23 protein-coding genes are annotated in these 20760 nt (G+C 32.5%); 10 read left to right on the top strand and 13 right to left on the bottom strand.

The window, feature by feature from the left end; all coding sequences use genetic code 11:
- Positions 1–9 precede the first annotated feature (9 nt).
- The 4 genes from lipB to ACXAFS_RS11520 all read right to left on the bottom strand — a co-directional run bounded on the left by lipB (position 10) and on the right by ACXAFS_RS11520 (position 2261).
- Positions 10–708 carry a lipoyl(octanoyl) transferase LipB gene (gene lipB, locus ACXAFS_RS11535; protein ID WP_475307101.1) on the bottom strand — a complete coding sequence of 233 codons (699 nt, stop codon included), beginning with the start codon at positions 706–708 and terminating at the stop codon, positions 10–12.
- Positions 701–1504 (bottom strand): hypothetical protein, encoded by an 804-nt coding sequence (locus ACXAFS_RS11530; RefSeq protein WP_475307100.1) that lies wholly within the window; start codon positions 1502–1504, stop codon positions 701–703. Before ACXAFS_RS11530 ends, lipB begins: the two co-directional genes overlap by 8 nt.
- Positions 1505–1664: 160 nt before the next feature.
- The gene (locus ACXAFS_RS11525) at positions 1665–2027 is read right to left on the bottom strand and encodes a SnoaL-like domain-containing protein (protein WP_475307098.1); all 363 of its coding nucleotides are present in this window, start codon (positions 2025–2027) and stop codon (positions 1665–1667) included.
- Between the two features lie 75 nt (positions 2028–2102).
- Positions 2103–2261: a YqaE/Pmp3 family membrane protein gene (locus ACXAFS_RS11520; protein ID WP_076620180.1), complete on the bottom strand. Its 159-nt coding sequence runs from the start codon at positions 2259–2261 to the stop codon at positions 2103–2105.
- A gap of 109 nt (positions 2262–2370) precedes the next feature.
- On the opposite strand from ACXAFS_RS11520, the gene ACXAFS_RS11515 reads away from it, so the two are divergent.
- The 5 genes from ACXAFS_RS11515 (at position 2371) to ACXAFS_RS11495 (ending at position 7809) form a co-directional block, all read left to right on the top strand.
- Entirely contained in the window at positions 2371–3426 is a 1056-nt protein-coding gene (locus ACXAFS_RS11515) for a LuxR C-terminal-related transcriptional regulator (RefSeq protein ID WP_475307097.1), read from the top strand.
- Positions 3427–3536: 110 nt separating this feature from the next.
- Positions 3537–3944 (top strand): DUF1573 domain-containing protein, encoded by a 408-nt coding sequence (locus ACXAFS_RS11510; protein WP_475307096.1) that lies wholly within the window; start codon positions 3537–3539, stop codon positions 3942–3944.
- A 212-nt stretch (positions 3945–4156) separates the two neighbouring features.
- On the top strand, positions 4157–5047 hold the full coding sequence (locus ACXAFS_RS11505; RefSeq protein WP_475307094.1) for a thioredoxin domain-containing protein: 891 nt from the start codon (positions 4157–4159) through the stop codon (positions 5045–5047).
- Between the two features lie 179 nt (positions 5048–5226).
- Positions 5227–6915 (top strand): lysine--tRNA ligase, encoded by a 1689-nt coding sequence (gene lysS, locus ACXAFS_RS11500; RefSeq protein WP_475307093.1) that lies wholly within the window; start codon positions 5227–5229, stop codon positions 6913–6915.
- A gap of 3 nt (positions 6916–6918) precedes the next feature.
- A complete protein-coding gene (locus ACXAFS_RS11495) occupies positions 6919–7809 on the top strand; it encodes a hypothetical protein (protein ID WP_475307092.1) in 891 nt (296 codons plus the stop codon).
- A gap of 71 nt (positions 7810–7880) precedes the next feature.
- Here the strand turns inward: ACXAFS_RS11495 and ACXAFS_RS11490 are convergent, their stop codons facing one another.
- Positions 7881–9284: a zinc ribbon domain-containing protein gene (locus tag ACXAFS_RS11490; RefSeq protein ID WP_475307091.1), complete on the bottom strand. Its 1404-nt coding sequence runs from the start codon at positions 9282–9284 to the stop codon at positions 7881–7883.
- Positions 9285–9441: 157 nt separating this feature from the next.
- On the opposite strand from ACXAFS_RS11490, the gene ACXAFS_RS11485 reads away from it, so the two are divergent.
- Positions 9442–10422 carry a hypothetical protein gene (locus ACXAFS_RS11485; protein ID WP_475307090.1) on the top strand — a complete coding sequence of 327 codons (981 nt, stop codon included), beginning with the start codon at positions 9442–9444 and terminating at the stop codon, positions 10420–10422.
- A gap of 94 nt (positions 10423–10516) precedes the next feature.
- The gene (locus tag ACXAFS_RS11480; protein WP_475307088.1) at positions 10517–13003 is read left to right on the top strand and encodes a zinc-dependent metalloprotease; all 2487 of its coding nucleotides are present in this window, start codon (positions 10517–10519) and stop codon (positions 13001–13003) included.
- Between the two features lie 51 nt (positions 13004–13054).
- On the opposite strand, the gene ACXAFS_RS11475 is transcribed toward ACXAFS_RS11480, so the two are convergent.
- The 8 genes from ACXAFS_RS11475 to ACXAFS_RS11440 all read right to left on the bottom strand — a co-directional run bounded on the left by ACXAFS_RS11475 (position 13055) and on the right by ACXAFS_RS11440 (position 18139).
- Positions 13055–13801: an alpha/beta hydrolase gene (locus ACXAFS_RS11475; protein ID WP_475307087.1), complete on the bottom strand. Its 747-nt coding sequence runs from the start codon at positions 13799–13801 to the stop codon at positions 13055–13057.
- Positions 13802–13835: 34 nt separating this feature from the next.
- Positions 13836–14714: an alpha/beta hydrolase gene (locus ACXAFS_RS11470; RefSeq protein WP_475307086.1), complete on the bottom strand. Its 879-nt coding sequence runs from the start codon at positions 14712–14714 to the stop codon at positions 13836–13838.
- Between the two features lie 31 nt (positions 14715–14745).
- Positions 14746–15318: a GDYXXLXY domain-containing protein gene (locus tag ACXAFS_RS11465; RefSeq protein ID WP_475307084.1), complete on the bottom strand. Its 573-nt coding sequence runs from the start codon at positions 15316–15318 to the stop codon at positions 14746–14748.
- Between the two features lie 18 nt (positions 15319–15336).
- Positions 15337–16623 (bottom strand): DUF2157 domain-containing protein, encoded by a 1287-nt coding sequence (locus ACXAFS_RS11460; protein ID WP_475307083.1) that lies wholly within the window; start codon positions 16621–16623, stop codon positions 15337–15339.
- An 11-nt stretch (positions 16624–16634) separates the two neighbouring features.
- Positions 16635–16904 carry a hypothetical protein gene (locus ACXAFS_RS11455; protein WP_475307082.1) on the bottom strand — a complete coding sequence of 90 codons (270 nt, stop codon included), beginning with the start codon at positions 16902–16904 and terminating at the stop codon, positions 16635–16637.
- Positions 16905–16975: 71 nt separating this feature from the next.
- Positions 16976–17455, bottom strand: a complete 480-nt coding sequence (locus ACXAFS_RS11450; protein WP_459441341.1) for a hypothetical protein — start codon at positions 17453–17455, stop codon at positions 16976–16978.
- Between the two features lie 32 nt (positions 17456–17487).
- Positions 17488–17934: a hypothetical protein gene (locus tag ACXAFS_RS11445; protein WP_138433035.1), complete on the bottom strand. Its 447-nt coding sequence runs from the start codon at positions 17932–17934 to the stop codon at positions 17488–17490.
- Between the two features lie 22 nt (positions 17935–17956).
- Positions 17957–18139, bottom strand: coding sequence for a hypothetical protein (locus tag ACXAFS_RS11440; RefSeq protein WP_475307081.1), 183 nt, complete (start codon positions 18137–18139; stop codon positions 17957–17959).
- A 152-nt stretch (positions 18140–18291) separates the two neighbouring features.
- Between ACXAFS_RS11440 and ACXAFS_RS11435 the strand changes: the two genes are divergently transcribed.
- From ACXAFS_RS11435 to ACXAFS_RS11425, 3 genes are all read left to right on the top strand, one after another.
- The gene (locus tag ACXAFS_RS11435) at positions 18292–19788 is read left to right on the top strand and encodes a hypothetical protein (RefSeq protein WP_475307079.1); all 1497 of its coding nucleotides are present in this window, start codon (positions 18292–18294) and stop codon (positions 19786–19788) included.
- A gap of 64 nt (positions 19789–19852) precedes the next feature.
- The gene (locus ACXAFS_RS11430; protein ID WP_475307078.1) at positions 19853–20305 is read left to right on the top strand and encodes a hypothetical protein; all 453 of its coding nucleotides are present in this window, start codon (positions 19853–19855) and stop codon (positions 20303–20305) included.
- Positions 20306–20384: 79 nt separating this feature from the next.
- A complete protein-coding gene (locus ACXAFS_RS11425; protein WP_475307077.1) occupies positions 20385–20729 on the top strand; it encodes a hypothetical protein in 345 nt (114 codons plus the stop codon).
- Positions 20730–20760 lie beyond the last annotated feature (31 nt).

Below are 20760 nucleotides of genomic sequence, written 5' to 3'. Positions count from 1 at the left end.
ATAAAGATGTCACACAAACTCTGCCTCAAAAAGCGCTTTAAAATGCTTTAAAATCTTTTCTTTCACTGCTTTTTCATCAACAGTTTCTACACCAAGTTCATTATTTAAAGAGGTCACTGCTTTCCCTCTAATTCCGCAAGGAATAATATTATCAAAATAGCCTAAATCGGCATTTACATTAAGCGCAAAACCATGCATAGTAACCCAACGGCTGGCACGTACTCCCATAGCACAAATTTTTCGTGCAAATGGAGTACCAACATCTAACCAAACACCAGTTTCACCAGGACTACGTTCGGTTTTTAAACCATACTCAGCCAACGTAAGAATAATGATTTCCTCTAAAAATCGCAGGTATTTGTGAATGTCAGTAAAGAAATTATCCAAATCTAAAATAGGATAGCCAACAATTTGCCCAGGACCATGATACGTAATATCTCCACCTCTATTAATCTTGTAGAAGGTTGCGCCTTTCTCTGCTAATTGTTCCTCTGAGAGCAACAAATTAGACAAGTCTCCACTTTTACCCAAAGTGTACACATGTGGATGCTCTACAAACAGAAAATGGTTATCGGTTGCTAAGCCTGCATCTTCTCTCCTATTCTTAATTTTAGTATCTAAAATGGCTTTAAAAAGCGTTTCCTGATAATCCCAGGTGTCTTTAAAATCTTTTAAGCCTAAATCTTGAAGTTTTACGGTTTTATTCATCAACAAATTTCACGTTCACGTCTAGTAACTTTGGATTCTTAAGATACTCTACCCAATTGCTTTTGTAAGTCACTGTTTTTCTATCGTCAGAGAATTCAGCACCTTCAATATCTATAGATTTAACAGCTTTTGGGAAGGTTAACTTCACATTATAAAAAGAATCTTGAAAATAGGCTATAAGCTGTTGGTTGTTTTCATCGGTTTCATCAAAAAGCTCGTCTATAGCATCTTCTGTTGCTTCGTCTGGCAAATTAATACTCGTCATTCTAGAAAAACCATCATTAGTATACATGTAAGCTACATCACTATTTTCATTACCCATAAAGTTACCAAGTGGTGAGTTTTCTTTCATAGCACCTACTTGGTCTCCTTGTGCGTTTAAGCTTTGTAGTTTCCTAAATTTTTCACTAAGATCCCTTAAATCGTCAATAGATTCAAACTCCATTCCCATACCAAAATTCATAACACCTTCATCCTCATTCATCTGCATTCTCATGTACATATCTTTTACTGCCTCCATAGCTAAACGCTTTTTTTCTGGTAGTGCTGCAACACTGTCTTTATAGGTTTCCATAATATCGGCAATTACCAAAGTGGTATCCATAACCTCGCCACCTTCTTTCTTTTCTTTATTATCGCCACCACCCATAGATTCTTGGAAGGCTTTCATAGCTTCACCCATTTCATAAGTAACTAAAAAATCACCTGAACCATCCTGATTAAAAACAATAGATTCGGTAACATTACAACTTGTTATAAAACAAGCAAAGACGATGAGAAGAAATACTTTTTTCATGTGTTTTAAATTGATTTAGTAAAGCACAAAGATACGATTAATTCTACTTGTGGTTATAAATGTGTTTTTCACTTAAACGTTTATAAATCTTCATTGGACTCAACAAAAAAAGCTCAACATCATATCCTGCTGAGCTTTGTCTTAAACATTTCAATTTTTTTTAGCCTTCTGGATTATAGAAAAATTGTTCCTTCCATATTTTACCATCCTTTACCTCATATACAGCGATCTCGTTCATTTGAGAACGATGTCCACTTGGTTTGTGTGTAGTATCCATCCAAAATTTTACTGTAAAGTGGTTATCTGCAACCAACGGATCAGAAACTTCAGTGGCATGTACCTCAAAATTTTCTTGCCACCATTGTCCCTTTTTTTGTATACCTTCAAAACCATGAACTTCTTTCATTGGTTCTGCCATTTCAATACTGGTAATTTCAGGACTATATAGTTCTTCATAGGCCTTATCCTCTTGATTGTTTCTGCAATAGGATACTAATTTTTCTGCAATGTCTTTTGTTGTCATTTTGATTTAGTTTTTTGATGAATTTAAAGTTAAATAATTCTACTTTTAAAAACTCATATTTTCTAAAACAATTAACTAACGTTCTGGATTATTGAGAATTACCAAAGCAGCAATAACTCCCGGAACCCAGCCGCAAAAAAACAATATAAATGTAATTAGAAAAGATCCACAGCCTTTATCTACAACAGCCAAAGGTGGAAAAATAATAGCTAAAATAACGCGCCAGATACTCATAATTTCGTTTGATGATTTGATGTATCTGTATGACGCTAGTTTGTTAAAGTTGTTACACTTTTACCACAGTACTATTTTATTGTTTCCTAAAATTGTGTAGTTTCGTTTTATGCGGTTTAAATTATTGATTTGCTTTTTATTGGTATCGCTTTACTGTAAAGCACAATATTCTTTTTCGGGCTACACCAATCCAGATGAATGGCAAAAAACTGTATACCTTTCTATTGTAGAGGATTACCGTAAAATGTCTGGTGTATATTCTGAACAAATCATTGCAAAAACCTCAGCAGATGAAACAGGTTTTTTTGAGTTTAAAGGCGATATGCTTAGCACAGAAAATCGAATCTATCGTATCCATGTAGATAAGTGCAGCGAAACACAACAAGACATCAACCACTTTAACGGTCACTGCAGTAATAGTGAAGAATTACTATTCATTGCAAAAAACACTGATACTTTAAAATTACCTTTTTCTTTTGGCAATCAGGTGTTTTGTAAAGTAGAATCTAACAACCCAAGAGCTAATGCATTTTTAAAGATAGATTCCCTTAAAAACGATATGCGTTTTGCTTATGGTGAAGTACGAAGTGAAGCCAACCGAAAACTGAACAACAAAAAGTGGTTTACAACATTACAAGACTACGGAACTGCCTTAAACGAGCCTGTAGCAGAACTCGCCATTTACGCTTATTTATCAGATAGAAGTAGTGATTTACATAGCTACTATGTTGAAGATTTACAGAACAATTCTTATTACGACGATCTCAAGGAACGCTTAGAGACTACATACCCTAATGCACCATACACTACACAATATAGAAATGAATTAGCAGCTGACCGATTTATGCTGGCATCAACTGAAGAAAACAAAAGCGCTTCATTTGACATTTACCTTTACACTCTACTTGGAGTTTCTTTTTTCTTGAATTTGTTTCTACTCTACCGAATGTGGAAAAACAAACAATCTAAATCTGAAGATTTAAAGTCTAAATTATCCAAACAAGAGCAAGTTGTTTTAGAGCATTTACTACAAGACAAGACCAATAAAGACATTGCTGAAGCCTTATTTTTGAGTGTTAGCACCATAAAAACGCACACCAATAATATCTACAAGAAGTTGGAAGTACAATCTAGAGACGATGTTAAATCTTTATTTATCAAGTAGTTAAAAAATTCAACCTTGGTACTAGTACCAATTTCAAACCCTTTTTTTTAAAAAATTTAGCTTCTAAGTTTGAAGTTTGTTTCAAGTATTAATCAAAAATTTTTAAAACCATGAAACGAACAGTAAACACTATTCTAATTTTAATTCTTTCAGTAGGATTATTCAATGCAACTTCAAACAAGATTGAAAACAAGACAGGCAAAGTAGCTATTATTTCATTTGAAACTGAAGTCATAGATTACGGAACCATAGAACAGCATTCTGATGGTACACGATTATTCGCTTTTACCAATGAAGGTGACGCTCCACTACTAATTACAGGCGTAAAAACCAGTTGTGGTTGTACTGTACCAAGCTACTCAAAAGAACCAATTTTACCTGGTAAAACTGGCGAATTAAAAATTAAGTACGACACCAAAAGACTTGGCGCTTTTACAAAAACTATAAGAGTCACTTCTAATGCTGAAGGCGGAAACAAGATCCTTAAAATTAAAGGGAATATTATAGCAGCTAAATAAATATTTACTTCCTTTCAGTTTTGTCATTCTGAACTTGTTTCAGAATCTATTTTAGATTTCTATCAAACAAGATCTAGAAACTGAAATAAATTCAGTTTGACAAATTCATCTTTTAATCTCAATAATTTGAGAATTGGTTAAGCTGAACTTTAAAGTTTTGCTCATCCTTCGCTATACCAAAACAGCATACTAATCTTTTTAAAAAATCTATCATGAAAACGAACATATTTTCACTACTCATCATATCCTTTATCTCAATTCAAATAACCGCCCAAAACCTCAACACAGAAATCACAGAAAATACCGATACACCTTATCTTCTAGGTAAAATAGACAAAAGCGGTTTAGAAGGTAACAACTACAAATCTTGGTTTACCAAAAATTATAATGATTACGAGCCAAATTCAACTATTACCGAAGCCATAGCGTCAGAGTTAAAAAACTACAGCATCACTTTGTTTATGGGTACATGGTGTGGTGATAGTAAAAAGGCAGTTCCAAGATTATATAAAGTTTTAGAAGCATGCAATTATCCTATGGATCAACTAACGGTTGTTGCCGTAAGTAGAGAAGCTGGCATGTATAAACAAAGCCCACAGCACGAGGAAGCAGGTTTAAATATTCATCGTGTACCAACCATTATTTTTTATAAGGATGGTAAGGAAATCAATAGAATTGTAGAACATCCTGTAAAAACGTTTGAAGAAGATATTCAGAATATCATTACAGTCAATGACTACAAATCCAATTACCAAATCGTAGCTACCGTAGATGATATTTTAAGTAAAAAAGGAACAAAAGGCTTAAAAAAGAAACAAAAAAAGCTTTTGAATAAATTCAAAGGTAACGTAAGCAGTATGTTTGAGCTTAACACCTATGGCAAAATACTATTCAACACCAATCGCATAGAAGAGGTTATTGCCGTGTTTGAACTTAACACAAAACTTTTTCCTGACGAACCAAGAACGTATATGAGTTTAGCCAACACCTTAGGCTTTTCAGGTCAAAAAGAAAAAGCTATAAAAGTTCTTGAAAATGCTGTCGAATTATTTCCAGATAACAACGACCTAAAACAAAATTTAGAGGTTATAAAATCTAATTAAAATAGGTTCTCGATACACTTCGCTCTGCTCAGCACTCGAACTGACCTCAACTTTTCTATTTAAATTAACGTCACTTCGAGTGATTTTGAAGCATGAAAAATTGTATCGAGAAGTTATAACAAAAGCCATTTAATAATTCTATGAAATAATGTAATTTTGCATTTTTAAAATAAGCAAGAATGCAACTTTCAGAACAAGAATTAGTAAGACGTCAAAAGTTAGAAAAACTTCGTGCTTTGGGAATTAATCCTTATCCAGCCGATTTATACCCAGTTACGCACACTTCCAAACAGATAAAATCTGACTACAAGGAAGGTAAACAGGTAGTTGTTGCTGGTCGTCTTATGGCAATTAATGTTCAAGGAAAAGCTTCTTTTGCGCAGTTACAAGATAGCGAAGGACGTATTCAGGTATATTTTAACAGAGACGAAATTTGCCCAGGCGAAGACAAATCGTTGTATAACGATGTCTTTAAAAAATTAATCGACTTAGGCGATTTTGTTGGTATTGAAGGCGAATTGTTTACCACCAAAGTTGGCGAGAAAACAGTAATGGTAAAGCAGTTTAAATTATTGAGTAAGGCTTTAAAACCATTACCAATTCCGAAGCAAAAGGACGGAAAAACCTACGATGCGTTTACAGACCCAGAGCAACGTTACAGACAGCGTTATGCTGATTTAGCTGTAAATCCGCACGTAAAAGATGTGTTTGTAAAGCGTACAAAATTATTCAACGCTATGCGTCAGTTTTTTAATGACGCTGGTTATTTTGAAGTTGAAACACCAATCTTACAACCAATTCCTGGTGGTGCTGCTGCGAGACCATTTGTAACGCATCACAACACGTTAGACATTCCGTTGTATATGAGAATTGCCAACGAGCTTTACTTAAAGCGTTTAATCGTTGGTGGTTTTGAGGGTGTGTATGAGTTCTCTAAAAACTTCCGTAACGAAGGTATGGACAGAACACACAATCCCGAGTTTACAGCAATGGAAATCTACGTTGCTTACAAGGATTACAACTGGATGATGGACTTCTGCGAAAAGTTATTAGAGCATTGTGCTATTGCTGTTAATAGTACTACAGAAGCAACATTTGGTGAGCATAAAATCAACTTTAAGGCACCATACAAACGTATCACGATGCGCGATTCTATTTTAGAATTCACCGGATTTGATATCTATGGTAAATCTGAAGCTGAAATTAGAACTGCAGCCAAAGAAATGGGTATTGAAGTTGACGACACAATGGGTAAAGGCAAATTGATTGATGAGATTTTTGGCGAGAAATGTGAAGGCAACTACATTCAACCAACATTCATCACAGACTACCCTAAAGAAATGAGTCCGTTGTGTAAAGAGCATAGAGAAAACCCTGAATTAACAGAACGTTTTGAGCTTATGGTTTGTGGTAAGGAAATCGCGAATGCGTATTCTGAGCTTAACGACCCAATAGACCAACGCGAGCGTTTTGAGCACCAGTTAAAACTAGCACAAAAAGGCGATGATGAAGCAACGGAATTCATTGATTTTGACTTCTTACGTGCTTTAGAATACGGTATGCCTCCAACTTCTGGAATGGGAATTGGTATGGACAGATTGATAATGTTCTTAACCAACAACCAAAGTATACAAGAAGTATTGTTCTTCCCACAGATGAGACCAGAGAAGAAAAAAGTGGATTTAAGCGATAATGAAAAAGCGATTTTTGAAATTCTTAAAAAAGAACAGCGTATGGACTTAAACGAACTTAAAGCACAATCTGGATTGAGCAACAAAGGTTGGGATAAAGGTATTAAAGGCTTAGGAAAACACGGCTTAACCAAAGTTGAAAAAACTGATGAAGGGTTGTTTGTTGAGATGGTTTAAACAATGATTAAATTCATAATAAAATATAAAGCATATCTTCTTATAGGATATGCTTTTTTATTGATAATACATTTTATTTTAAAAGACAGATTTTATCTAACAGGAATAGTTTTCTATGCTTTTCCTTTACCGATAATTTTTCTTATTTCAGCAATATTATTGGTGGTTTTCTTCTATGACAAGAAATTAAAAATTATATTATCACTAGCCTTTTTATGTCTTACATTTTTTTGGTTTAAAAATTATTACTTCTTAGATAATTCAGACGAAAGAAATGAAAAAGGAAAAACACTTATCCTCTGGAACGTAAATAAACAAGAAGACTTTAATATAAACCAACTTAAAGAAATTACAGAAAATAAAAATATTGAAACTATTTTTTTGGTTGAAGCTATTCACGAAGAAAGCGACTACAAAAACAAAATTGAAAGAGAACTGCCTAACTATAAAATAGAATATCTTAAGGGTAATATGATTGTTGCCTCAAAAAATAAAATTGAGACTTTGAATTCCATTCAAATAAATCAGGATTTAAATTTAAATCACATTCGGGTTGATGATGAAATTTATTTACTAGTCGATGTTTATGCAAGTCCAATACATTACAAAAAAGATGCTCTTAACAAAGTCATTGAATATGCTACAAAAAACAATATTGATGTTATCTTAGGAGACTTCAACACACCATATGAAAGTGTTCATTTTGAAAAGTTTAAAAACAATTACACTTCGTTTAGAGCGTATCAAAATGGATTTACAGCTACATGGCCAATTGGTTTACCTTTACTAGAACTTGATCAAATTTGGTTAAGAAGTAAGATAAGACCCTTGAGGTTAGAGAAATCATACTATTCCTGCTCTGATCATGCGGTTTTGATTGGTAAATTTGAATAAAATTAATTAAACTCTTAAATCGATTTACATTAAAAAAATAGTATAAAAGTTTTTACAATAAATCTACTTTTTTAATTCCAATCACCAATATCGGTTGGAACTTTTTCTTTTAAATAGAGTTCAAGAAAACTTACCAGATCTTTAGCAATATATTTGCTGGGTTCACCTTTTTGCCCAAGCTGAATAATTTGACCTACATATCCATTTTGATCAGGTAATAAATCCATGGCATAACTATAACTATAATCCTCATAAATTGTCAACCATCTTGGTGAAACAGATAAAGAAGCAACACGTTTAGAAATGTCCTTATATCTTTTGTCCTGTAAATTTTCAATTGGAGTATTATAGAATACATTACTTGATTGTTCCAAACGCACCTTGAGCTTTCCTAGTTTAACAAAGGGGCCATTAAGATTTTGATGCTTAAAAAAGAAGCTTAAGTCCTCCGGAAGTAAAATTTCAGAAGGTTCCAAATAAACCTTTTTAGGTATTGAGTCTATTTTGCCCTTATACTTAAATTTAAATTTAGTATTAATTTTTTCCCATGCAACTAGTAGTCTTGTAGTATCTAACTCAACTCTTTTTTTCGATATACCTTCATACTGGTTTAGTAATTTATTATGCTCTCGTCTTCTTATTAAATTGTAAGATGGCACACTATCAAACTCATAATAATATTTAAATGGATAGTTGTAATAGTCTGGGATTTTCTCAAAATCGTACGCTTCTATATGACTATTAGTAGAAGACACAAACATCTGTCCATCACTACTTTTAACTCCAATAAAAACGTTAAACGGTTCCACATACGATTTACCAATATTGTCTCTTACGTCCTTCAAAAAAAGATATTGATCAGCAGTATCAACGGTATCAAATTTATCGATTTGAAACAAGGTTAATATCATATTATTCTTTACAGTGGAATATATCTTAACGTCATCACCATTTATTTTATAATTACTATAATTAACTTTTTTATGCAGTAAATACGATATCGAGTCTTTATCAAATGAAGGTACGCTAACAGCACTAGCCAAGCCTGTATTTAATTGACTAATATGGATTTGCGCTTCATTATTCTGATTTTCAATTATGGCTTCCTTCTTACTGTTCTGAATCATATATTCGATCTCAAAATAAGCAAATAAGAAAAAAAGAGTTGCTATTTCATATACTAAAAAGCCCAAAACCAAAAAATGCCACCATGGTCTTTTGAGTGGCATTGTGTTGTAACTGTTAAGCAGCTGTTTTGGTGCAGTTTTCTTGTAATGGTGTTGTCCACAATTTCTACATACAAATTCTATTTCTTTCTTTAATGGAATTATCGGAATCCAAAATAAATGAAAATAACTCGCTTTTCCTTTTACATCAAAAGACCCAACACTATTGCATTTAGAACATGTAGTACCAACTCTTATTGGTTTACTCTTTAGCTTTGAGTCTCTAACTCCAAATATTACAAAAAACATATTTTGATTTTATTTCACTTGTCGTAAAAATAAGCATCATTATCTTATATCATAACAATTCCTTTCAATTGAGAAATTGTAATGAAATTTAGTGATTTGTAATTCTGTTTTTTTTATTATTTTCACACTCGCTATGAATCAGTCACTTATCAAAAAAATGAAAAAACTTACGCTTCTTTTCGCAATTCTAATTGTTGCATTTTCATGTGAAAACGATGACGACATAACACCTGTACAAGATCCTTTAGTAGTTGCAGAGTTTAGGCCTAATCTTTCAGAATTAAACTTATTTATAGGAAATCTTGGAGATTTAAACATTTCTTCTCGCGCCTTTAACTATGAACTTAATTCACAGTTATTTACAGATTACGCACACAAACAACGGTTAATTGCATTACCAGAAAATACTTCAATGCAGTATGATGGTGACGGTTTACCAATTTTTCCAGACAATACTGTAATTGCCAAAACATTTTATTACAATAATGACGAACGCGATTTAACCATAGGAAAGACTATTATTGAAACACGTGTACTAATAAAAATTAATGGAGAATGGGAAACAGGTGATTACAAATGGAACGAAGACCAAACAGAAGCTGTATTAGACCTTAACGGAAGTACTGTACCTGTAACTTGGATTGATGCTGATGGCGAAAGCAACTCAGTAAATTACGAAATACCATCTAACACAGATTGCTTCACCTGTCATCATACTTATGACAATGCCACACCAATTGGACCAAAGCTTAGAAATATGAACTTTGAAGTTAATGGTGCTAATCAGCTAGAAAATTTCATCAGCGAGCAGTACTTAACTGGTTTATCTGGTAGTTCTGAAGTTTCATCAATAGTTAATTGGAAAAACACATCTGAATCCCTAGAAAATAGAGCTAGGTCTTACTTTGATATTAACTGTGCACACTGTCATATCGAAGGTGGTGATTGTGAAGATGAATCAACGTTGCGATTGGCTTTTGAAACATCATTAGAAGACTCTCAGATAGTTCAGAGAAAATTCAGTATTTCACTTAGAATTTCGGAGTATAACGAAGGATTTAGTATGCCATTTATTGGCACTACTATCGTTCATACAGAAGGTGTAGAACTTTTACAAGCATACCTAGATACGCTATAGCCTTGCGTTAAAAAAATTATAAAGTAGGTTTTAAAACTGAAAGATTCTTAATAGAATCCTTATTTTCATGCAAATTTTTTAAAACCGACTCAAAGTGAAACAACTATCCATTAAGCTACTTTTAGTAGCTTCTGCTTTTTTGGCATTCTCATGTTCTACTGCAAAAAAAGCTAGTAAATCTAAGAAAACAGATGCAACAGCAATGGCAAAACCTGCTGGGAAGAAACCAGGAAAAAATGACCCAAAACCTTACGACAAAGTAATTACTAAAGATGCTAAAAGTGACGAAGGTCTCTTTACAGTTCACACTTTAGACGATAAGTTCTACTACGAAATACCTGATTCGCTTTTTGATAGAGAGATGCTAATGGTAACACGTATTGCCAAAACTGCCAGTGGTCTTGGTTTTGGTGGAGGAAAGCAAAACGAACAGGTTTTACGCTGGGAAAAGAAAGGTAAAAAAGTAGTTTTACGTGTTGTGTCTTACAACGTGACTGCTGCCGACTCGTTACCAGTAAACGAAGCTGTTAAAAACTCAAATTTTGAACCTGTTTTATTTACATTTCCAATAAAAGCGTATAGTAAAGACTCAACAAGTACAGTAATTGATGCTACTCCATTATTTGAAAAAGATGTAAAATCACTTGGGCTTCCTATGTTTAGAAGAAGACCATATAAAGTTACTAGATTAGAAAGTGATAAATCTTTTATTGAGACTATAAAAAGTTACCCAAGAAACATTGAAGCACGTCATGTAAAAACGTATGCTGCTGGCTCACCTCCTTCTAATTGGAGTACAGGAAGTATTTCTATTGAGATTAATAATTCCATGATTTTACTTCCAGAAAACCCTATGAAACGTCGTTATTTCGATGAGCGTGTTGGATGGTTTACAAGTAGTACGACTGATTATGGATTAGAAGACCAAAGAAGTAAATCTTTAACCTATTTAGATCGTTGGAGATTAGAAGTTAGAGATGAAGATATTGAGAAATTTAAACGTGGTGAACTTGTAGTTCCTAAAAAGCAAATTGTTTACTATATAGATAGAGCTACTCCTGAAAAATGGAGAAAATACATTAAACAAGGTATTGAAGACTGGCAAGTAGCCTTTGAAGCTGCAGGCTTTAAAGAAGCAATCATTGCAAAAGATCCACCTTCAGTAGAAGAAGACCCAGAATGGACACCAGAAGATGTTCGTTATTCTGTAGTGAGATATTTAGCATCACCTATCCCAAATGCTAACGGACCTCATGTAAGTGATCCTAGAACAGGTGAGATTTTAGAAAGTGATATTAACTGGTATCATAATGTAATGTCGCTTTTACGTGGTTGGTTCTTCGTGCAAACTGCTGCCATAAATCCTGAGGCTCAAAGCCCTGAGTTTAAAGACGAAGTTATGGGACGATTAATTCGTTTTGTGTCTGCTCATGAAGTAGGACACACACTTGGTCTCCCTCATAATATGGGAAGTAGTGTTGCTTATCCTGTTGAAAAACTTAGAGATGCTGAGTTCACTCAAAAATATGGAACTGCACCATCTATAATGGATTATGCGCGTTTCAACTATGTAGCTCAACCTGGTGACGAAGGCGTTGCGCTTATGCCTAATATTGGTGTTTATGACAAATACGCTATAGAATGGGGCTACAGACCTATTTTAGACAAATCACCTGAAGAAGAAAAAGAAACCCTTAACCAATGGATTACTGAGCATGCAGGAGACCCAATGTATCGTTTTGGACACCAACAAGTTGGTGATGTTCACGATCCAAGTTCGCAAACTGAAGATTTAGGTGATAACGCAATGCTTGCTAGTGCATATGGTATTAAAAACCTTAAGCGTATTGTTCCTAACTTAATAGAATGGACTACTGAAGCTGGTGAAGATTATGATGATTTACAGGAAATGTATGGTCATGTTATATCTCAATTTAATAGATACATGGGACACGTTTCTAATAACATTGGTGGTGTTTATGAGCACTACAAAACATCAGACCAAGATGGTGTAGTTTATACTCCTGTACCTAAAGCTCACCAAAAAGAAGCAATGCAATTTATACAAGATAATTTATTTACTACTCCAGAGTGGTTAATTGATGAAAACATCTTTGACCGCATAGAGTATTCTGGTTCTGTTGAACGTGTACGTGCGCTACAGGCAAGAACACTAAATAATATTTTAAGCTTAGGTAAGATGCAACGTTTAACTGAAGCTCATACTTATGATAGCGATGCTTATGCTTTAACAGACATGATGCGCGATTTACGTAGAGGTGTATGGAGCGAATTACGTACTGGTAAAAAAATAGACACTTATCGCCGTAACCTGCAACGTGCTCATATCGATCGTTTAGCGTATTTAATGACTGCTGAAAACCAAAGTGGAAGATCACCAAGTCCTTACTTAAAAATGACTGCAGTAAACACTAGTCAATCTGATATTAGAGCTGTAGTAAGAGCAGAATTAAAGACTTTACGTAGTCAATTGCGTTCTGCGCGTGGTGGAGATAGCATGAGTAGAATTCATATTGCTGACGCGATAGAGCGTATCAATAATATTTTAAATCCTAAATAATCTAAACATTCTTATAATTAAAAAAGGCTTCAATTAAATTTGAAGCCTTTTTTAGTTTAATAGGTTATCTATTGCTTGATGATAATCTTTAAACTCAATGAGGTTATTATGATTTCCATTTTCAACGGTTATAAAGTCTAAATTATCTATCCCTAATTCCAGAAGTTTTTTAGCCGACGAATAAGGCACCACATTATCCTCAGTACCATGAATAATTGTGATAGGACAATCTACTTTTTTTAAATATTGAAATGTAGGAAAACGGTACTTTAATAACTGTTTTACAGGTAAAATAGGAAACCGATAGTTAGCAACATCTTCAATACTGTGATATGGTGTCTCTAAAACAACTTGCTTTGGGCTGTTTTCTTTTGCTAAATAAGAAGCAATTCCTGTACCTAAAGACCTTCCGTATAATGTGATTTTATCTTCAGAATAATGTTTCAATAAATAATTATAGCAATATTGTGCATCCTTGTAAAACGCTTCTTCACTTAATTTTCCAGAACTCTTTCCGTAAGTTCTATAATCCATAACTAATACATCATAATCTTTCTCAACAAAATACTCGGTTATGTTTCCCCATCGACTTAAATCACCAGCATTACCATGAAAATATAGTATGACTCCTTTAGGGTTTTCTGCTTTAAAGTGAAGCGCATTAATGATAGCTTCTTCATCTGTGTTGAAAAAATATTCTTCAAACGGGTAATTAAACTGGTATTGATAATCTTGCTCTAAAGTTGTAGGCAAAAACAACATCTTTTCCTGTAAAAAATAAAGTGCTGATGCAATCATAACATACAAACCTAATAAGACAACAAATAGTCTTTTAAGCCTTTTTCTTAGTTTTTTTGGAAGAGTGAATGACATTAATGCTCGTGGTTTCCAAATCTATGGTTTTGGGTTCGTTATTTAAAATATCGTCTAACATCTTGTGATAGGACTCAAAGTTATTTAAGTTTTTATGTCCACCACCAATTACGGTGTGCAACTTAGTAAGATTGGGATTAATCTGAGCCAATTTTACACTCGATTTATACGGAATCAACTTATCTTGAGTACCATGAATAATGTGTATAGGACATTGCACATATTTTAACCACTTATATGTTGGCAAAGGATACTTCAGCAATAAAGATAATGGCATAAATGGTGCATATCGTGCAGTAACTTTTGTAAGGCTATAGTAAGGCGCATCTAAGATGAGCATTTTGGGATTGTTTAACGACGCTAATTTTGTTGCAAAACCAGAACCCAAGGAACGACCATAAAGTATTATTCGGTCTTCAGAGGTTTGTTCCTTGATTTTATTATACACCAATTGTAAATCGCGCTTAATGGCTTTTTGCGAACGCTTGCCAGTACTTTTACCAAAGCCACGATAATCTACCATTAAAACATTATAACCATGCCTTGTAAAATCTACAGCAAATTTTCCCCAACCTTTTATACTTTTGGAATTACCTTTAAGGTACAAAACCACACCTTTACTTTCACCTTTAGGAAAAAAACGAAGTCCATTAATTATGGCTCCATCTCTAGTTTCTAGGTTGTATTCTTTGGTTTCCTGATTTTCATAATCAAACTGAAAATCCTTGGGTAATTTTTCTGGTTTAAACAGCATATAATCTTGTAAGTAATACAAGGCTATACTTATAGCAATATAGATACCCAAGATTAATAAAATTGTTGAAACCCAATAAGACATAAGCCAAAGTTTACTTTCTACAAGATACAAATTATTGATTATTGCCTTTTTCTAAGTAATAAGCAATTGGCTTATCGTTTATGTAGACATCTTTTAAAACGGCTTTCCCATTTTTAATCGCAACCAAAGCGTATGTTTGATTTAATGTATCTCGACGTCTATTATATTTTCTGTAAATATCTTCAGCAGGTTTTGCTTTAGTTTCTTCCATATAAAACCTATCGAAAGGTAACTCGAAATTAACAGTATTTGAATTACCATAATTCCAACGGACTTTAGCCTCAACATAATCTCTATCTATATCCTTTTCTTCTTTACTTACACTATGAACCTTAGCATAACCAAGACTATCATTTTTTAGATAAACAAAAATCGTTTCACCACGTTTCCAAATTGAATCGTTTGTTTCAGCAGAATTCATTTCATAGTTTAAAGTAATGTATTTTCCTCTAAATGGATCATTAGGATCAACAGGTCGTGTTTTAAACTTGTAGGTTATTCCTGTTTTTAAAACATCTTCCCTATCTAAAATCATTTTTGCTGGCACAAATAATTGTATAACCGCAACTATTACGAATAGTATAAAAATGTGTATCGTTTTCATGTGTTTTAAATTTAAGGTTTAACGATTTAATTCTTTCTTCTTTTTAAGCATTATATAGTTGGTTAAGAAGAATCCAAATCCAACAGCAACAAACAAAATTCCTCTAAAAACAAAGCTCATATCAGTATCAAAAAAGCGACAGACAATAACAGCGGTTATAATCAACAGTCCATAATTAAGGACACTAAAACGAAATGTATCTGCACCTATTTTTATTGCTGAAAGCCCTAACACCAAAAGTAGAATATTGGTTAAAACAGTAGCTGCAATGGCATTTGCTACACCTATAAAAAAGATTATTGCAACTATTAAAAAAACATACTGAAACAGGTTGAATCTTTCATTTTTTTCATTCTTTCTGGAATAGAGCAATGCCGCAAATGCCGCTATCAGCAAAACAGTCGCAATTATCATTTCTTGAGTGTTCATTGCTATTGAAGCTCTTTTTACAACTTCTTCCCAAATGATATTGAAAGATAGAATCGTCAACAAAACCACAGAGCCTAAAGAACCTATTATGGTAAAACTATTTCGTCTTAATTGTTGGTTTTTATAAATCGGAGTTTTTCCTAGATTATAAAAAACACCGAACAGCATGGCATACATTAAAAAGCCTACTGGCCAATTGCTGTTAATAAAAGTACCTAATACAATAGTAAAACTTAAAACATAGAGCCAATTGAAAATGGATGTTGAATTTGCTAGAGGTGACTTTTTTAATAGCTTTAAATAAAATGGTAATGTTGCCAAAATAAAAACCAAATACATCCAAGGAGTGCTGTCCTTATATCCAAAATCGTATCCTAATTCACATGCGTAATAACTTGCAAATACAATAACCAGAATTGATACTGCTTTAGAATTGAGCAGATAAACTAAGGGTAATGCCAGCACTATCCATGTAAACAAAAAACTACCTAAATCGCCAGGTATATTATAAATCTGACTTACTAGTGCGATGGAAGCTCCAATGGCAAAAAAGAGAAACGTTCCTGAAGATTCTTTCCACGCCTGATTTTTCTTTTTAAGAATAGTAAATCCTGAAATAATTTGACCAATAACCAGTGGTAAAAAGGCAAAAAATGTTTTTATGATTCTTGAGAAATTATCCCAATTATGTGCCAGTATTAGGATAATTCCCAAACCTACCAATGTAGCTCCCAAGACTCCGAAAACGGTAAATAGCCTATTAGGCTGGTCATCTTCCTTCGATTTATAATACGCTGTGATATTTGAGGCAACTTCTTGAGAAATTATATTGTTCTCTAAAAGTTCTGATATATCGCTTAATAGTTTTGATTTCATGATATTTAAATTTATCTATGAGGAAATAATAGCAGATTTAGAGCAATTAGTATTAAAGCCATAATTATAAAAGCTTTCTTTTTTGTGTTTTCACTTTTCTTCTTTTTGTAATATAATGAATAAACTATTGTCATTATAACACTAACTAAAACAAGAAAGGGAATCGTAATTACTATTATTAAAGAAGCACCACCACCTTCAACCAGAAGAATTTCTAAAAGTGGAATAGTTAAAAATCCTAATAGGATTAATATTATAGTTTTCAAATAATCTGATTTCATATCAATTAGAATTTAAAACCTCGCAGCTCTAAACCAATCTGCGAGGTTTTGGGTTACTAACTAACCAATCATCAAAACAAAAAAATCATGTATACGATGATACCTTCAGCAATACCTGTAACGATAGACATTCCTAAAATGTCCTTTATTTTGCTTCGAAGAAAAAATACAGTACTCAGTATGGCAATTATACCTGCCAAAAGAATTTCTAAAGCGTCAATCCTAGATAACAACAAGGTTATTCCTGTAAAGGAAGCTGTTATTCCTAAGGTTATTAACCCGAATTTTATAATCTCTTTTTTAGTGTAATTACCTTCTATAAAACCCTTTCTTAAATCCCTTAAGATGGAAAGAACAAATAGTAAAGGAACAACTGATAGAAAAGGAGCAAAGATGACTTTAATGCCTTTTACAACGCTTAAGTTATTATAGAAGAAAAATGCTATAGCTGTAAAAGCAAGCAATCCGGTGACAATAATAGTCTGAAATGTAAAAAGTAACTCTCTCTTACTTACATTGGTCTGTTTTTTTGGTGTTTTAATGATATTCATAATATTAAAATTTGATGATTGTACATTTAGTTTTAAGCGGATAAAAAGAACATATGAATTGCTAAAGCCATAAGCACTCCGCTTAATATGCCATTGGCTTTTAAATTGTTATACAGTAAAAAATTAAACACGTAAGAACTTATTGATGTAGAGTTTATAAGATGAGCAAGTATTAATGCATCTTCGAGTTTCTTATGGGTTAGAAATTCTAAAGCTTGCATTAGCAATAGCACAACTACAACAGAAACTGCTAATAAAATAGTTGCTGGTTTTTGATTTTTCGCTTTGTACTCATCAGAGTTTACAGGCATAAAATGTTCAATAACAATAAATCTTGTAAAGAACAGTATTGGTATTGGAAACAAAATAGATCCTATAATCTTTACGACATCTTTAAAGGTTTTTATTTCATCATAACCTAAAAAGACCAGATAAATAAAAACTACTACTGATATTCCTACAGTAATGAAGAAAGCCATATTTAAGCTCTTTTCCCTCATTTTAGTACCTCAAAATATTTGAACTACTCACAGTGTTGTTAGCTAAAAATTCTACATTCTGGTTATAGGCATCAATTAAATAACCAGATATGGTCTGTGAATACACAGCTATTAAACCTAGAAAGCTAAAAAAAAGACCTGCCCAAATGCGCTCTGCTTTAGTAAAATTAGATTTAGATTTCATAATACTTTGTTTTAATGATTACGAGACAAATTTTGAATAAATCTAACTCACATAAAAACTAATATCTTCTAATTACTGACGATATAATTTTATATTTATTATAATTACATATTATATTTATTGATAATATTATATAATTTAATGACGATTAAATGATAGCATTAAAATCAATTATAGATGCCTTTAGTATAGAAGATCAACAAAGATTCACCGCTTATCTTCAGCAAAAAAACAAGCGTAAGGACACAAAGAATATTGAATTATTTAGGTTAATAACAAAACCTGAATTAGATTCTAAATCTATTTGCTATGAACTCTATAAAGTTGATAATTGCAATGCATATCACGCTTTAAGGAAACGACTATTTCAATCTTTAATAGATTTTACTGCCAATAAAAATCTGGAAGACGAGAATTCAATAGATATGCAGATTATTAAATATATTCTGGCATCTCGCACTTATCTACTTCAAAAAAACTATGAGATTGCCTACAAAATTCTAGATAAAGCAGAGCGTTTGGCAGACGAACATTTACTCTTCCCCATTCTTAATGAAATCTACCATACCAAGATTCAGTACGCACCCAATTACCCAAAAATAGACCTAGACAACCTCATCCTTAAGCAAAAAGAAAATAGAAAAAAGCACATACTGGAAGATCAATTGAATATTGTTTACGCTCAACTAAAGTCTGTATTAAATTCTATGAGCTACCAAGGAAAAGCCATTAATTTTGAAGCAGAACTAGAATCTATTCTTGAAGATTACAACATCGAACTAAGTGAATCTCTTTCCTTTAAATCACTTTATCAAATTTTGGCGATTGTTAATATCTCTGCTCTAGCAACAAATAGGTATTACGAAATTGAAAAATTTGTTTTAAAAAGCTATAACATCCTAAAAGACAAAAAGGACACTGAGAAGCAGCTGTTTTACCAAATTCATATCGTTTATATTATCGCAAACACACTTTTTAGGAATAAAAAATTTGAAGCTTCCTTAAGCTATATTCAAGAGATGGAAGAACTGATGAAGCTAAAAAAAGGAGCCTACCAAAAAGAGTTTATACTTAAGAAAACCTTAGTTGAAGCCCTAAACTATAATTACCTTAATAATCAGAACAAAGCCATAGACATTGTTGAACAAGTCATTAAGAAAAAACATAGCGACATAGAGGCACTTCTAGACTTATACCTTTCACTTTTAATGTTTCATTTTCAAAAAGAGGATTTTTCAAAAGCAAAATCTGTACTTGCAAAATTTTATCACACAGATCAATACTATATAGAAAAAGCTGGTATAGATTGGGTCATTAAAAAAAATCTTGCTGAAATTCTACTTTATATAGAATTGAATGAAGACGACTTATTCTATTCAAGATTAAAAAGTTTTAAACGCAAATACACATCTTACCTAAAACAAATTAACCAATCCAGAATATTAAACTTTGTTAACTATGCCGAACGTTTGTATCAAAAACCCGAAACTAAGATGGATACTGATTTTTCATTAAAATTAAAATCGACTTTTGAATCGAACACAATACACAAAGAAGACATTTTTGTAATAAGTTTTTATGCTTGGCTAAAGAATAAAACAGAAGACAGCACACTCTACAACACAACATTAAATCTTATAAATTCTTAGTACTGTGCAGATAGCATCTTAAAAATTACTATTTTTAGAGTTCTAAATCTTATATCAATTAAAGATGAAAAAATTAATTTTAATCCTTCTCTCGTTTGTAGCATTTAATCTTGGTGCACAAGAAAAAATTGAAGTCAAAAGAGAGACAACTAAGAAAGAACAACAGAAGTTAGTTCAAGATAATGATGCTAAAACATTAGCTAAAAATGAAACCAAAAAACTTACCAAGCAATTAGACCTTTCTACCAAACAACAAGAAAGGGTTTATGATATTTTTCTGGATCATTTTGAAGATGAACTTAAAAACAAGCAGAAAATAAAAACGTTGATTAATTCAAAAGACAAGGAAAATAAAGAAGAAATCAAACAAAAAATTGCCAAACAAAAAAGTGGTAACAGAGAGGCCTTAGACTCTAAACTCAAAGATGTTCTAACTGAAGAACAATTTAAAAATTATCAAGAAAACACTAAGGTTAAGCACAAAACCAAACAGAAAAAGTTAAGAACAAAGAATTAATTTGTTCTATACAAGAATAAATACCAAAGGTTTAAATAAAATTATTATTTTAGTAACCTATTTAACTAAACAATCCGTAATGAAAAAGATACTTACTTTAGGCTTATTTGTTTTTGCAATGTTTTTAGGAACTGGGTCTTTAATGGCACAATCCAACAAAATAGAAGTAAACAAAAAAGCATCTGAACAAACTGAAGCACTTGCAAAAGTCATTAAATGTGATAACAATCAAAAAGATCAAGTTTATTTAGCTTTACAAGAGTTTACTCAAGCTACATTAGATTTAAAAAATGCTTCAGTTGTAAAAGAAGGTGCTGTTGAGAAAATCAAGACGCTTTTAGACACTAAAATGCAAGACATTTTAAACGAAACACAATACGAACGCTACGAAGTTTTTTTTGAAGAAAACCTAAAAAACTTATAGCTAACCATTAGATATTTAAACAAAAAAGCTT

The organism is Winogradskyella sp. ABM4_392, assembly GCF_056160445.1.
The sequence above is the reverse complement of the archived record's forward strand: the minus strand, read 5'-3'. Positions and strand labels throughout refer to the sequence as shown.

What these genes read in the sequence shown, in the direction of transcription:
- lipB (WP_475307101.1), bottom strand. Translation starts at nt 708, where the DNA reads ATGAATAAAACCGTAAAACTTCAAGATTTAGGCTTAAAAGATTTTAAA.
- ACXAFS_RS11530 (WP_475307100.1), bottom strand. Translation starts at nt 1,504, where the DNA reads ATGAAAAAAGTATTTCTTCTCATCGTCTTTGCTTGTTTTATAACAAGT.
- ACXAFS_RS11525 (WP_475307098.1), bottom strand. Translation starts at nt 2,027, where the DNA reads ATGACAACAAAAGACATTGCAGAAAAATTAGTATCCTATTGCAGAAAC.
- ACXAFS_RS11520 (WP_076620180.1), bottom strand. Translation starts at nt 2,261, where the DNA reads ATGAGTATCTGGCGCGTTATTTTAGCTATTATTTTTCCACCTTTGGCT.
- ACXAFS_RS11515 (WP_475307097.1), top strand. Translation starts at nt 2,371, where the DNA reads ATGCGGTTTAAATTATTGATTTGCTTTTTATTGGTATCGCTTTACTGT.
- ACXAFS_RS11510 (WP_475307096.1), top strand. Translation starts at nt 3,537, where the DNA reads ATGAAACGAACAGTAAACACTATTCTAATTTTAATTCTTTCAGTAGGA.
- ACXAFS_RS11505 (WP_475307094.1), top strand. Translation starts at nt 4,157, where the DNA reads ATGAAAACGAACATATTTTCACTACTCATCATATCCTTTATCTCAATT.
- lysS (WP_475307093.1), top strand. Translation starts at nt 5,227, where the DNA reads ATGCAACTTTCAGAACAAGAATTAGTAAGACGTCAAAAGTTAGAAAAA.
- ACXAFS_RS11495 (WP_475307092.1), top strand. Translation starts at nt 6,919, where the DNA reads ATGATTAAATTCATAATAAAATATAAAGCATATCTTCTTATAGGATAT.
- ACXAFS_RS11490 (WP_475307091.1), bottom strand. Translation starts at nt 9,284, where the DNA reads ATGTTTTTTGTAATATTTGGAGTTAGAGACTCAAAGCTAAAGAGTAAA.
- ACXAFS_RS11485 (WP_475307090.1), top strand. Translation starts at nt 9,442, where the DNA reads ATGAAAAAACTTACGCTTCTTTTCGCAATTCTAATTGTTGCATTTTCA.
- ACXAFS_RS11475 (WP_475307087.1), bottom strand. Translation starts at nt 13,801, where the DNA reads ATGATTGCATCAGCACTTTATTTTTTACAGGAAAAGATGTTGTTTTTG.
- ACXAFS_RS11470 (WP_475307086.1), bottom strand. Translation starts at nt 14,714, where the DNA reads ATGTCTTATTGGGTTTCAACAATTTTATTAATCTTGGGTATCTATATT.
- ACXAFS_RS11465 (WP_475307084.1), bottom strand. Translation starts at nt 15,318, where the DNA reads ATGAAAACGATACACATTTTTATACTATTCGTAATAGTTGCGGTTATA.
- ACXAFS_RS11460 (WP_475307083.1), bottom strand. Translation starts at nt 16,623, where the DNA reads ATGAAATCAAAACTATTAAGCGATATATCAGAACTTTTAGAGAACAAT.
- ACXAFS_RS11455 (WP_475307082.1), bottom strand. Translation starts at nt 16,904, where the DNA reads ATGAAATCAGATTATTTGAAAACTATAATATTAATCCTATTAGGATTT.
- ACXAFS_RS11450 (WP_459441341.1), bottom strand. Translation starts at nt 17,455, where the DNA reads ATGAATATCATTAAAACACCAAAAAAACAGACCAATGTAAGTAAGAGA.
- ACXAFS_RS11445 (WP_138433035.1), bottom strand. Translation starts at nt 17,934, where the DNA reads ATGGCTTTCTTCATTACTGTAGGAATATCAGTAGTAGTTTTTATTTAT.
- ACXAFS_RS11440 (WP_475307081.1), bottom strand. Translation starts at nt 18,139, where the DNA reads ATGAAATCTAAATCTAATTTTACTAAAGCAGAGCGCATTTGGGCAGGT.
- ACXAFS_RS11435 (WP_475307079.1), top strand. Translation starts at nt 18,292, where the DNA reads ATGATAGCATTAAAATCAATTATAGATGCCTTTAGTATAGAAGATCAA.
- ACXAFS_RS11430 (WP_475307078.1), top strand. Translation starts at nt 19,853, where the DNA reads ATGAAAAAATTAATTTTAATCCTTCTCTCGTTTGTAGCATTTAATCTT.
- ACXAFS_RS11425 (WP_475307077.1), top strand. Translation starts at nt 20,385, where the DNA reads ATGAAAAAGATACTTACTTTAGGCTTATTTGTTTTTGCAATGTTTTTA.